Raw genomic sequence first — 12,495 nt, 5'->3', positions numbered from 1 at the left:
CTTAAAATAAGACTGAAAAATACCCGAAAAATCTCAAAAAGACAAAAGGCCTTCAGAATGAAACCATTCTGAAGGCCTTTTGTCGACAATCTGAAAGGACTCGTATATTACGAGTCCTTTTTTTATTTATAAAATGGAAACATTTAATTATTGATTACTCTGAAATATCTAAAAACTTTTCTGTTATAAAACAGCTAATTTTATTTGATAATTTCTCGAAAATACACAATTGTTGTTTTTGAATAAATAAAAATGCTCGTTTTTATTTAAAAAACCGTTGCTAATGAAAGCAGTTACATTGTATAGTTTTTGTAATAACTAATTACTAAACCGGTTTAGTAAACCGATTTATAAAATATAGATAATAAATAATATAGGAGGGATTGAAGTGACTTCTAAAATAGTTTGGACTTTAGGAGATGCGCTAATTACCTTTAATCCATCTACCACAGGTCCGATGCGTTATGTATCAAGTTTTGAACGTAAAGTTGGTGGGGCTGAATTAAACTTTGCAATCGGATGTGCAAGACTAGGTTTACAAACAAAGTGGATGAGTCGACTTGGTGGAGATGAGTTTGGGAAGGTTATTTATAATTTTGCGCGCGGTGAAGGCATAGATATGTCTTTTGTCAAGCTAGTGGAAGGCTACCCAACCTCATTAAACTTTAAAGAAATACGAGAAGATGGCTCTGGTAAAACATTTTATTACCGAAATCAATCACCGATTTTAACACTATCAGAAGATGATATTTCAAAGGGAATGTTTGAAGGGGTTGATGTCATTCATTTAACCGGAGTATTTTTAGCGATTGCGCCACAAAATTTGAATATTACAATGCGTGTATTGAAGATAGCAAAGGAAAACGATATTACAGTATCTTTTGATCCGAATATTCGATTAAAACTCTGGACAATTGAAGAGGCAAAGAGGGCTTATGCAAAAATTTTCCCATTTGTTGATATTTTACTAACAGGTTTCGACGAAATTGAACTAATACTCGAAAATGCTTCGAAAGATAGCTTGGAACGGTTTGCGAGTGAAAATGACATCGCTCAATTGATTATTAAAGATGGTAGTAATGGAGTCCAAGCTTATATCAACGAAAATTGGTATAAAAAAGAAGCATTTAAATTTAAGGTAATTGATACAGTAGGGGCTGGAGATGGATTTGATGCTGCCTATATTTACAGTTTTTTAAATGATATGTCAATAGATGAACGATTAACTTTTGCCAATGCAGTTGGAGGTCTCGTTACAACTGTATCAGGTGATAACGAAGGCTTGCCGGAATTAGAAGATGTTGAAGCATTTCTTGGAAAACGGAAAATTATCGAGCGATAAGAAAGGGAAGGTGAATTGAAATGAGGAAATTCGAAGTATTACAAACTCTTGTCAATGAAAAGTTAGTTGCTGTTATTCGCGGTAATAGTCCAGAAGAAGCTATTACTTTAACAAAAGGTGCAATTGAGGGTGGTATTACCTCAATCGAGCTTACATATACAACACCGTTTGTACATGAAGTTTTTACGGCTTTTAAGGATAGCCAAGCATTAATTGGTGCAGGAACTGTCTTAGACGCAGAAACTGCAAGACACGCTATTTTACATGGTGCGCAGTTTGTCGTTAGCCCTTCCTTTAGTAAAGAAATTGCTATTGTCTGTAATCGATATAGCATCCCTTATTTACCAGGATGCATGACGATTCGTGAAATGGTCGCGGCTCTAGAAGCAGGATGTGATATTTTGAAGCTGTTCCCAGCAAGCAATTTTACCCCTTCCTTTATCAAATCTGTAAAAGGACCCCTTCCTCATGTACAAATAATGCCAACCGGTGGCATTAATGCAAGCAATATGAATAACTGGATTGATGCAGGAGCAGTAGCTGTTGGAATAGGCAGTGACTTTAATCGAGCATATAAAGATGGCGGATATGAAGCGGTGGTAGCGGCAAGTAGAAAATACCGTGGAGAACTTAGTAAATAAGGAGCGAATATAATCATGAATATAACATTTCGTTGGTATGGTCGTGGTAATGATACTGTGACGTTAGAACATATTAAACAAATTCCAGGTACAAAAGGAATTGTCTGGGCACTTCATAACAAACAAGCTGGTGAACTTTGGACAAAAGAAGAGATTAAAGAAGAAGTCGATTATATTCAAAGCTTTGGGTTTCACACAGATGTTGTAGAAAGTGTAAATGTACATGAAGATATTAAACTTGGTAAACCAACTCGCGACCAATATATCGAAAACTATAAAGAAACAATTCGAAATCTAGGAGAATTTGGAGTGAAGGTGATTTGCTATAACTTCATGCCGATTTTCGACTGGACTCGTACCGACCTTTTCCATCCATTGCCTGACGGATCAACAGCGCTATATTTTGATAAAGAAAAGGTGATTAACCTAGATCCACAAGAACTTGTAAATACAGTTAGCCAAGCATCAGACCTTTCATTACCGGGTTGGGAGCCGGAACGTTTAGCTCGCCTTTCTGAACTTTTTGAGGAATATAAGGGGGTCGATGAGGAACAACTTTGGGGAAATCTCAAATACTTTTTAGAAGCTATTATTCCTGTTGCAGAAGAAGTTGGTATTCAAATGGCCATTCACCCAGATGATCCACCGTATTCAATTTTTGGATTGCCTCGTATTATTACAGGGGCAGATAGCTATGAACGTTTAATTCAAATTACTAAATCACATGCAAACGCTTTCACTCTTTGCACAGGTTCGATGGGTGCTAGCCCAGAAAACAATATGGTTGAAATTGCAGAAAAATACGCATATAGATCCCCATTCTCACATATTCGAAATGTGAAAATTGAGGAGAATGGTAGTTTTGCCGAAACGTCTCATTTTACTAGCGATGGTTCTATTGATATTAAAAGTGTTGTAAAAGTACTTTCAGATCAAAATTATAAAGGATATGTTCGTCCGGATCATGGGCGTCACTTATGGGGAGAAGATTGTCGCCCAGGTTACGGTTTATACGACCGCGCATTAGGCATTATGTATTTACTAGGACTTTGGGATGCTTATAAAAATGTGAAAGGGTGATTTGAATGATTCCAGTACACGGCAATTTAAGAGGACGCGTCGCTGTAATTACAGGAGGTAGTGGAGTTTTATGTTCTGAAATGGCTCGTGAATTAGCGCGTCAAGGAATGAAGGTCGCCATTATCAATTTGAACAAAGACAAAGGACAAAAAGTAGTAGATAGCATTGTTAGCTCTGGTGGAGAAGCAATGGCTATCAGTGCCAACGTTTTAGAAAAACAGTCATTAATTGCAGCGCGAGAAGAAATATTAACCCAATTTGGTGGTGTTGATTTATTAATAAATGGAGCAGGCGGAAATCACCCAGATGCAATAACAGCGCCTGAGGAATCAGTTCAAGAAGTAGAAGGGAAATCGTTCTTTGATTTAGAAGAACGCGGGTTTACAAATGTATTCTCTTTAAACTTTACAGGGACCTTCCTTGCTTGCCAAGTATTTGGTCAAGAATTATTAAAAGCTCAAGCTCCATCGATTATTAATATTTCATCTATGAGTGGGTTAACACCATTGACAAAAATACCTGCTTATAGTGCAGCGAAAGCTTCTATTAATAACTTTACAGAATGGCTAGCGGTTCACTTTGCACAAGCAGGGCTTCGAGTGAATGCAATTGCTCCGGGATTTTTTATAACAACGCAAAATAAAGATTTACTTGTAGATGAAAAGGGTGAATATACAAATCGCTCAAAAAAGATACTAGCAGCTACACCTATGAAAAAATTCGGTGAGCCAGAACAATTATTAGGTGCTTTATTATTCCTGGCAGATGAAGCCTATTCTTCATTTGTAACAGGTACTACAATCCCAGTGGATGGTGGATTTAACGCATATTCAGGAGTTTAATTAATGAAAAAAATAACAATTAGTGACGTTGCAAGTGAAGCAAATGTTTCAAAGAGCACAGTATCACAATATTTGAACAATCGTTTTGAATATATGAGTGAAGAAACACGTCAAAAAATCCAAGACGCAATTGAAAACTTAAATTATCGACCAAATATAGTTGCCAGAAGCTTAAAACAAAAGTCAACGAAAACAGTAGGGGTAATCGTTGCCAATATTGTTCACTCATTCTCAACACAAGTCATAAATGAATTGGAAATTAACTTACATAAAAATGGGTTTCATATGATCGTTTGCAACTCAAATGATCAGCCAGAAAAGGAACGGGAACATATTGAAGTTCTTATATCTAAACAAGTAGATGGAATTATTGTGTTTCCAACAACCGACAATATTGATTTATTTGAAAAATTGTATAAGCAGCATTTTCCAATTGTCTTTATTGACCGCAAAATAGATAGTTTACCTATTCCTAGTGTTTTATTGGACAACAAGCTAGCAAGTAAATTAGCGGTAGATGCATTTGTAGAGAAGGGTTATCAAAATATCGCGTTCATTACCAATGCGATAGATCAACCAATTACACCACGTGTGGAGCGATTACAGGGATTTAAAGAAGCAATGGAATCTTATGGGCTTTCGGTATCTAAGGGGCATTTAAATGCGGTTCCTGTAAACCAAATTCAGCAAAGGTTGAACGATTTATTTAATGAAGTTCAACCAGATGGGATTTTAGTAGCAAATGACCGTGTACTAATTGAATTATTAAGCTTTGTAAAACAAAAGGGAATAAAAATACCAAGTGAGATTGGAATTATTGGTATTGATGAAGTACCTTTTGCGTCCTTTTTCGATCCGCCAATTTGTACAATCGAACAACCATTTGAACAAATTGCATTGCAAGCAGCTACGATTTTAGTAGAAAAAATCCAAAGTCAAAACAAAACTTATCAAGAAATCTATCGCTTTTTACCAAAACTTAATGACAGAGATTCATATTAATCAACTTTAAGAGAAAAGGGTGGAATGTTCATGGAAACAATTTTGCAATACTTACCCATAATTTGGGTTGCCTTAGGGGTGGCGTTGCTTCTATTTCTTAATATGAAAGTAAAGCTTAATAGTGTACTAGCATTGCTCATTGTTGCAATTCTCGTTGGTTTGTTAAATGGAATGGGCTTAACAGATGTTGTAGCAACTGTTAAAAGTGGGTTTGGAAGTACTTTAGGTAGCCTAGCGATTATCATCGGGATGGGTGCAGTGCTAGGAAAGTTAATGGTAGATTCAGGTGCAGCTCAACAAGTAGCATCTACATTACTTCGCAAGTTTGGTGTTAAGAATGTAGAGTGGGCAATCGTTATTGTTGGGATGATTTTTGGGATTTCGGTATTTTACGAGGTAGCATTTATTATTTTAGCGCCTTTAGTAATTAGTATTGCAGTAGAGGCAAAAATTCCATATATGCGTCTTGGAATGACAATGGTAGCTGCCGCTACATTGGCACATAGTCTTTTCCCTCCGCAACCTGGTCCTGTTGCTTTAGTTGAAGCATATGGGGCAGACATGGGAATGGTTTATATTATTGGAATTGTTGTATTCATTCCGGCTGTACTCGTTGGTGGAATCATTTTACCAAGATTACTGAAAAATTTAGATAAACCGGTTCCCCCTCTTGTTAAGAAAGAAAAGGAATTTGAAGAGTCAGAACTACCAAGTTTCTTTACTAGTTTATTTATTCCATTATTACCGGCGTTCATCATTACAATTGCTACGATTTGGAAAATGTTTATCGAAGAAGGGTCTAAGACGTATGAGCTAATTAGCTTCTTTGGTAGTGCTGAAATTAGTATGATTTTAGCTGTTCTAATTGCAATTTATGTATTAGGTATTCGTCGTGGAAGATCAATGAAAGCGGTTATGGATTCTTTCTCAAAAGCAATTGAGGGAATTGCAATGATCATCTTTATCGTCGGTTCAGGTGGTGCATTTAAACAAATTATTTTAGATTCAGGTGTAGGTGACACGATTGCACATTTAATGGAGAATTCAAGTATTTCACCATTAATTATGGCATGGCTAATCACGGCAATGATCCGTATTGCAACAGGAACAGGAGTAGTTTCTGCTGTTACTGCAGCAGGTATAGTTGGTCCACTAATCCCGTTATTTGATGTTAATCCGGTGCTAATGGTGTTAGCGACTGCTGCGGGAAGTAACACGATTACGCATGTTAATGATGCATCATTTTGGTTGTTTAAAGAGTATTTCAATTTAACAATAAAAGAAACATTTAAAACATGGGGCTTATTATTATTCACAAGTTCTTTAGTTGGCTTAGGTGTAGTATTAATATTAGACCTCTTTATGTAAATGAGAGATTGCAAGACCGCTCGTTTTTAACGAGCGGCTTTTTATATTACGTTAAAAATTTGAGTCAGTACCTGTTGTATTATTAGGAGGTTTAAAGATTCGTCATGTACAATTAAAACAAGAATTTAAATCTAAGGAGAGACACTATGGCGAAAAAGAAAACGAAATTTGGTTGTCAATCATGTGGTTATGAGTCCCCGAAATGGATGGGGCGTTGTCCTGGGTGTGGTGGATGGAATACGATGGTGGAAGAAGTCGAAGTCATTGCAAAGGGTCCTCGAGGGGCATTTCAACACTCAAACTCGATTTCACAGAAGGCGACACCAATTATTGATGTTGAAACAGCAGAAGAACCTCGTGTCACAACAGATATGGAAGAGCTGAATCGAGTATTAGGTGGGGGCATTGTCCCGGGTTCACTTGTATTAATCGGAGGTGATCCTGGAATTGGGAAGTCAACTCTATTAATGCAAGTTTCAGCTATTCTCTCAAATAAAGGTCACCGCATTTTATATATATCGGGTGAGGAGTCGATGCGTCAAACCAAACTTCGTGCATCCCGTTTAGGTGTTCAATCACCGGAACTCTATATTTATTCCGAAACAAACCTAGAATTACTTCACCAAACAATTGAAGAAGTTCAACCGAAGTTTGTCATAGTGGATTCCATTCAGACCATACATCACCCTGAAGTAACGAGTGCACCTGGGAGTATATCACAAGTTCGGGAATGTACAGCAGAACTTATGCGCATTGCGAAAACAAAAGGGATTGCCATTTTCTTAGTTGGCCATGTAACGAAAGAAGGTCAAATTGCAGGGCCGAGATTGCTAGAACATATGGTTGACACGGTGCTCTATTTTGAGGGGGAACGTCACCATACATATCGAATATTAAGAAGTCAGAAAAATCGATTTGGCTCTACGAATGAAATTGCCATCTTTGAAATGGTTCATCATGGATTAAAAGAAGTATCAAACCCGTCTGAGCTATTTTTACAAGAGCGCTCACATGGTGCGGCTGGTTCAACTATTGTGGCGTCGATGGAAGGTACTCGTCCTATTTTAGTTGAAATTCAATCGCTTGTAACACCTACAAGTTTTAACTATCCAAAACGAATGGCAACAGGTGTTGATCAGAATCGTGTTCAGTTATTAATGGCCGTATTAGAAAAAAGAATGGGTATGCTATTACAGGCACAAGATGCGTATATTAAAGTAGCAGGTGGTGTAAAACTTGATGAGCCTGCTATTGATTTGGCTGTATTAACGTGTATTGTCTCAAGTTTTAAAGACAAAGCAGTTCTGGCAACAGATTGTTTTATAGGTGAGGTAGGGTTAACCGGTGAAGTACGCAGAGTTTCACGAGTTGAACAAAGAGTTCAAGAAGCGGCAAGACTAGGCTTTAAACGAGCGTTTATTCCTGCAGCAAATTTAGGGGGATGGGAATATCCAAGTGGTATTGAGATTATTGGAGTAGAGACTATTAATGAGTCAATTAGAGCTTGCTTTAATGATCTATAATATAACCTAAACAAATATTTGTAGATGTTATAGAAATAATACAAGTGTAGAGGGGTTTGCTTTTTATATTGAGATGAAGAGTAATACACTATTTGATCACCCGTAGAAGATTTTTGATGAATAGGCATTCTTCACTATTAAAGTGGGCAGTAATATAATAACTTATTTTAACTTTATAAAAAGACTCCCACTCATTATAGGTGGGAGTTCTATATAAAGTTTTGCCTTTATTCCAGTAAAGTCTGAACACCAACTGTCAAGGGTAGTAGGTTTATTAGCCGATTTTACTTTTTTAACGCTAAATTTCCTCTATTGTAGGATTGCGAGGTGTTGAAATCGCCAACTGTTATTCAAACTTGTATAATTATCTTTAAGTAAGTGAAAAAGGAGGTGGAATAATGTTAAAAAGAGTGATACAAGTTGCTTTCTTGCTAATCGGTGGAGCATTAGGTCTTGTTTTTTTACCGCCATTATACGAATTTATAAATTTATCATCTAATCCTTGGATCAATAATCCATACGTATCTGTAGCACTTGGAGCAATTTTCTTATTCATTTTATCATTTTCATTATCAGATTACTGTGTAAGATTTATTTCTTGGATGGAAGATGTCTTATTTAAGCTTCCAGCAGCAGATTTATTGTTTGGGTCTTTAGGTTTAATTGTAGGTTTAATCGTTGCCTATTTTGCTGGGTTTGCGATTGGGAAAATTAATTTACCGATTATTAGGGACTACTTACCAGTGCTATTATCGATCATTTTAGGTTATTTAGGTTTCCGCGTAGGCTTTACTAAGCGTGATGAACTAGTACAAATATTTTCAAAATCAAATCCGAGCATTAAAAAGAAGAACCCTGATGCTCAAACTGGAAATGCACTTGAAACGAAACCGTTATATAAATTGCTGGATACAAGTGTCATTATTGATGGTCGAATCGCTGATATTTCATCGACTGGATTTATTGAAGGGGTCTTGGTTGTCCCGCAATTTGTATTAACGGAACTTCAACATATAGCTGATTCTTCAGATACATTAAAAAGAACGCGCGGCCGAAGAGGGCTTGATATTTTGAAAAAGCTTCAAGATGAGCGGTTGACGAAGGTTTCAATTAGTGAAGAAGACTTTGAGGATGTACAAGAAGTTGATTTAAAACTTGTCAGATTAGCAAAAAAGATGGGTGCTCAAATCCTAACAAATGATTTTAATTTAAATAAAGTTTGTGACCTACACAATGTTCAAGTATTAAATATTAATGATCTTGCAAATGCTGTAAAACCTGTCGTCATTCCTGGTGAGGATATGCAGGTAGTTGTCATTAAAGATGGTAAGGAACATAATCAAGGTGTAGCGTATTTAGATGATGGAACAATGATTGTAGTAGAAGGTGGCCGAAACTATATTGGTCGATCAATCACAGTAACTGTAACGAGTGTCCTGCAAACATCAGCAGGTCGAATGATATTTGCAAAGCCAAAAGATGAACAAGTTGCCTAATTAGTGGCATTATTTGATAAAATTTATGAGAAGTGCTAAATCAATATAGGTTATTGGTTGACATCATCGTTTTTGACAAAGTAGGAAGTGAAAAAACTTGCATTATGAAGTCGTATTACCTGCAGCAGGAAGCGGAAAAAGAATGGGTGCAGGAAAAAACAAATTATTTTTATTACTAGCAAATAAACCAATCTTAATTCATACACTTGAGGTTTTTCAAAGGGATGGAAATTGTACGGGGATTTGGCTAGCGGTTAAGCCAGAAGAACGTGATTATATTCAACAATTACTTGAAGAATATCGAATTACTAAAGTTAAGGGTTTACCAAGTGGTGGTAATGAGCGTCAACATTCTGTCCACTCGTGCATTAAAGAAATGAATCAAGTTGACATTGTTTTGGTACATGATGCTGCAAGACCCTTTATTACGACTCCGGTAATTGAAAAGTTAGTCCTGACGGCAAAAGAAGAAGGGGCAGCAATTGCTGGAGTACGAGCAAAGGATACGATGAAAAAAGTAGCTGATGGCATTATCGTTGAAACGGTGGATCGCGATAATCTTTGGTCAATTCAAACACCACAAGCATTTCAATTTGATTTAATTAAAGAAGCTGAAGATATAGCGGAGAAAGTCGGCTTTTTAGGAACAGATGAGGCAATGTTAGTAGAACGGTTAGGACATCAAGTGCATATCGTTGAAAGCACTTATGAAAATGTAAAAATAACAACAAAAGAAGATATACTGTTCGGGGAAGCGATTATACAGCACCGTACAATTTAGGAGGATTAATATGTTTCGAGTAGGACAAGGATTTGACGTACACGCCTTTGAAGAAGGGCGTCCATTAATACTTGGAGGAATTACTATTCCTCATGAGCGTGGGTTAATAGGTCATTCAGATGCGGATGTCTTATTACATACTGTAACAGATGCAGCTTTAGGTGCCATTGGTGAAGGAGATATTGGCCGCCATTTCCCTGATACAGACCCAGAGTTTAAAGATGCAGACTCTGCAAAACTACTTTCACATATTTGGGAAATGGTTGAAAGTAAAGGTTATGTCCTGGGAAATGTTGATTGTACAATTATGGCACAGCGACCTAAGTTAGCTCCATATATAGAACAAATGCGTAATCGAATTGCAGAACTTTTAAATGCAGAGCCTTCTCAGGTAAATGTAAAGGCAACAACAACTGAGAAGCTAGGATTTACAGGCCGTGAAGAGGGAATTGCTTCAATGGCTACAATTTTATTAATAAAAAAATAATTGGGTTTCCCAATACATGTGCAACTTTCCTTTCTCAAATCACAGTGGTAAAATGTACAAGGTTAATTTAAACGATAAAAGGTATTAGTTTTCAAAGTTTGATCGCAATATAGGAGGCAATTAATCATGACCAAAGAAGTTCGCGTTCGTTATGCACCAAGTCCAACTGGATTTTTACATATTGGTGGAGCACGTACAGCGTTATTTAACTATTTATACGCAAAACACCATAACGGTAAATTTATTGTTCGAATCGAGGACACAGATATTGAACGTAATGTAGAGGGTGGAGAAGCTTCACAACTTGATAATTTACGTTGGTTAGGGATTATCCCTGATGAATCAATTGATATTGGCGGTCCATACGCACCATACCGTCAAATGGAACGCTTAGATATTTATAAAAAACATGCGGATGACTTATTAGATCGTGGCGTTGCATATAAGTGTTTCTGTACATCTGAAGAATTAGAAGCTTCACGTGAACTTCAAAGAGCGAATGGTGTAGCTGCACCAAATTATGATGGAAAATGCCGTCATTTAACAAAGGAACAAGTAGCTGAAAAAGAGGCTGCAGGTATTCCATTCACAATCCGTATGCGTGTACCAGAAAACGTAACGTATAAGTTTACAGACTTAGTACGTGGTGATGTATCCTTTGAATCCAAAGATGTTGGTGACTGGGTACTAGTGAAAGCAAACGGTATTCCGACATACAACTATGCCGTTGTACTTGATGATCACTTTATGGATATTACTCATGTATTCCGTGGAGAAGAGCATTTATCAAATACTCCAAAACAAATGATGATTTTTGATGCATTTGATTGGGAGTATCCACAATACGGCCATATGACACTAATCGTAAATGAAGATCACAAAAAATTATCTAAACGTGATGAAACAATTATTCAATTCGTTTCACAATATAAAGACCTGGGCTATTTACCAGAAGCAATGTTTAACTTCTTTGCACTTCTTGGGTGGTCTCCTGAAGGGGAAGAAGAAATCTTTACAAAAGAACAATTCATTGAAATATTTGATGAGAAACGCCTATCTAAATCACCATCTATGTTTGATAAACAAAAATTAACATGGATGAACAACCAATATATTAAAAAGCTTGAACTTGAACGTGTGGTGGAATTATCTTTACCGCATTTACAAAAAGCTGGCCTACTTTCAGAAGAGCTAACTGAAGAACAAAAAGAATGGGCAACTGCATTAATTGGTCTTTATCATAATCAAATGAGCTTTGGTGCAGAAATAGTGGAATTAACTAGCCTATTCTTTACTGATGACATCGAATATGATGAAGAGGCGAAAGAAGTATTAGCTGGTGAACAAGTTCCTGAAGTTATGAGTGCCTTTAAAGCACAACTTGAGTCGTTAGAAAGTTTCGATCCAGCTTCAATTAAAGCTTCAATTAAAGCAGTTCAAAAAGAAACTGGACATAAAGGTAAAAACCTATTTATGCCAATTCGTGTTGTAACAACTGGCCAAACACATGGTCCAGAACTTCCGGATGCTATTGCGTTAATCGGCAAAGAAAAGGTAATTGCTCGTATCAGTGGGTATATTAAATAAGTAATTATTTTGTGCATAAGTTATTGGTTCTCAGGTGCTTAATAAGTTGACTTTTAATAGGTATAATGTAAAATGTATCTAATTCGAAAAAGCGTTGATAAGGAGAAGTACGTGAAATATGTTTTTAAGAGAGGGTCATCATTGGCTGAGAGTGACCTAGGCCTCTATTTTACGGAAATGCACCTTTGAGCACTTGGCTGAAATATAGTAGGCTAGTCGGCTAATCCCCGTTAAAGGACTTAAAGCGGAAAGTATATACCCTTAAGACATTTGAGTCTAATTTGACCATACGTCCTGTCCTTCTTATACTTTCAATCAGAGTGGAACCGCGCGAAATTTTGCGTCT

Annotated in this window: 11 protein-coding genes and 1 other annotated feature (1 of these 12 running past the window's edge); all 11 genes read left to right on the top strand. The window is 36.7% G+C overall.

Annotation, left to right across the window (positions count from 1 at the left end):
- Nucleotides 1-388 precede the first annotated feature (388 nt).
- Nucleotides 389-1,342, top strand: a complete 954-nt coding sequence (locus JOD29_RS17310; RefSeq protein WP_124766116.1) for a sugar kinase — start codon at nucleotides 389-391, stop codon at nucleotides 1,340-1,342.
- Between the two features lie 20 nt (nucleotides 1,343-1,362).
- Nucleotides 1,363-1,983 carry a bifunctional 2-keto-4-hydroxyglutarate aldolase/2-keto-3-deoxy-6-phosphogluconate aldolase gene (locus JOD29_RS17305; RefSeq protein ID WP_124766118.1) on the top strand — a complete coding sequence of 207 codons (621 nt, stop codon included), beginning with the start codon at nucleotides 1,363-1,365 and terminating at the stop codon, nucleotides 1,981-1,983.
- Between the two features lie 15 nt (nucleotides 1,984-1,998).
- Nucleotides 1,999-3,063 carry a mannonate dehydratase gene (uxuA, locus tag JOD29_RS17300; protein ID WP_124766120.1) on the top strand — a complete coding sequence of 355 codons (1,065 nt, stop codon included), beginning with the start codon at nucleotides 1,999-2,001 and terminating at the stop codon, nucleotides 3,061-3,063.
- A gap of 5 nt (nucleotides 3,064-3,068) precedes the next feature.
- Entirely contained in the window at nucleotides 3,069-3,905 is an 837-nt protein-coding gene (locus tag JOD29_RS17295) for an SDR family oxidoreductase (RefSeq protein ID WP_124766122.1), read from the top strand.
- Between the two features lie 3 nt (nucleotides 3,906-3,908).
- Entirely contained in the window at nucleotides 3,909-4,907 is a 999-nt protein-coding gene (locus JOD29_RS17290; RefSeq protein ID WP_124766124.1) for a LacI family DNA-binding transcriptional regulator, read from the top strand.
- A 30-nt stretch (nucleotides 4,908-4,937) separates the two neighbouring features.
- Nucleotides 4,938-6,275: a gluconate:H+ symporter gene (locus tag JOD29_RS17285; RefSeq protein ID WP_124766126.1), complete on the top strand. Its 1,338-nt coding sequence runs from the start codon at nucleotides 4,938-4,940 to the stop codon at nucleotides 6,273-6,275.
- A 146-nt stretch (nucleotides 6,276-6,421) separates the two neighbouring features.
- Nucleotides 6,422-7,798 (top strand): DNA repair protein RadA, encoded by a 1,377-nt coding sequence (gene radA / locus JOD29_RS17280; RefSeq protein WP_124766128.1) that lies wholly within the window; start codon nucleotides 6,422-6,424, stop codon nucleotides 7,796-7,798.
- A gap of 398 nt (nucleotides 7,799-8,196) precedes the next feature.
- Nucleotides 8,197-9,294, top strand: coding sequence for a PIN/TRAM domain-containing protein (locus JOD29_RS17275; RefSeq protein WP_124766130.1), 1,098 nt, complete (start codon nucleotides 8,197-8,199; stop codon nucleotides 9,292-9,294).
- 97 nt (nucleotides 9,295-9,391) lie between these two features.
- Nucleotides 9,392-10,075: a 2-C-methyl-D-erythritol 4-phosphate cytidylyltransferase gene (ispD, locus tag JOD29_RS17270; RefSeq protein ID WP_124766132.1), complete on the top strand. Its 684-nt coding sequence runs from the start codon at nucleotides 9,392-9,394 to the stop codon at nucleotides 10,073-10,075.
- Between the two features lie 10 nt (nucleotides 10,076-10,085).
- A complete protein-coding gene (gene ispF / locus JOD29_RS17265) occupies nucleotides 10,086-10,562 on the top strand; it encodes a 2-C-methyl-D-erythritol 2,4-cyclodiphosphate synthase (protein WP_124766134.1) in 477 nt (158 codons plus the stop codon).
- 126 nt (nucleotides 10,563-10,688) lie between these two features.
- On the top strand, nucleotides 10,689-12,149 hold the full coding sequence (gene gltX / locus JOD29_RS17260; RefSeq protein ID WP_124766136.1) for a glutamate--tRNA ligase: 1,461 nt from the start codon (nucleotides 10,689-10,691) through the stop codon (nucleotides 12,147-12,149).
- A gap of 85 nt (nucleotides 12,150-12,234) precedes the next feature.
- Nucleotides 12,235-12,495, top strand: a binding site (T-box leader) (it continues 5 nt past the right edge of the window).

The sequence above is a fragment of the Lysinibacillus composti genome (assembly GCF_016908465.1).
In the GTDB taxonomy this organism is placed as follows: Bacteria; Bacillota; Bacilli; order Bacillales_A; family Planococcaceae; genus Ureibacillus; species Ureibacillus composti_A.
This window is presented reverse-complemented; position numbering and strand designations above follow the sequence as displayed.

Excerpts from the sequence above, each read along its gene's own strand:
- JOD29_RS17285 (WP_124766126.1), top strand. The coding sequence starts at position 4,938 with ATGGAAACAATTTTGCAATACTTACCCATAATTTGGGTTGCCTTAGGG.
- ispF (WP_124766134.1), top strand. The coding sequence starts at position 10,086 with ATGTTTCGAGTAGGACAAGGATTTGACGTACACGCCTTTGAAGAAGGG.
- JOD29_RS17290 (WP_124766124.1), top strand. The coding sequence starts at position 3,909 with ATGAAAAAAATAACAATTAGTGACGTTGCAAGTGAAGCAAATGTTTCA.
- JOD29_RS17295 (WP_124766122.1), top strand. The coding sequence starts at position 3,069 with ATGATTCCAGTACACGGCAATTTAAGAGGACGCGTCGCTGTAATTACA.
- JOD29_RS17305 (WP_124766118.1), top strand. The coding sequence starts at position 1,363 with ATGAGGAAATTCGAAGTATTACAAACTCTTGTCAATGAAAAGTTAGTT.
- JOD29_RS17275 (WP_124766130.1), top strand. The coding sequence starts at position 8,197 with ATGTTAAAAAGAGTGATACAAGTTGCTTTCTTGCTAATCGGTGGAGCA.
- uxuA (WP_124766120.1), top strand. The coding sequence starts at position 1,999 with ATGAATATAACATTTCGTTGGTATGGTCGTGGTAATGATACTGTGACG.
- radA (WP_124766128.1), top strand. The coding sequence starts at position 6,422 with ATGGCGAAAAAGAAAACGAAATTTGGTTGTCAATCATGTGGTTATGAG.
- gltX (WP_124766136.1), top strand. The coding sequence starts at position 10,689 with ATGACCAAAGAAGTTCGCGTTCGTTATGCACCAAGTCCAACTGGATTT.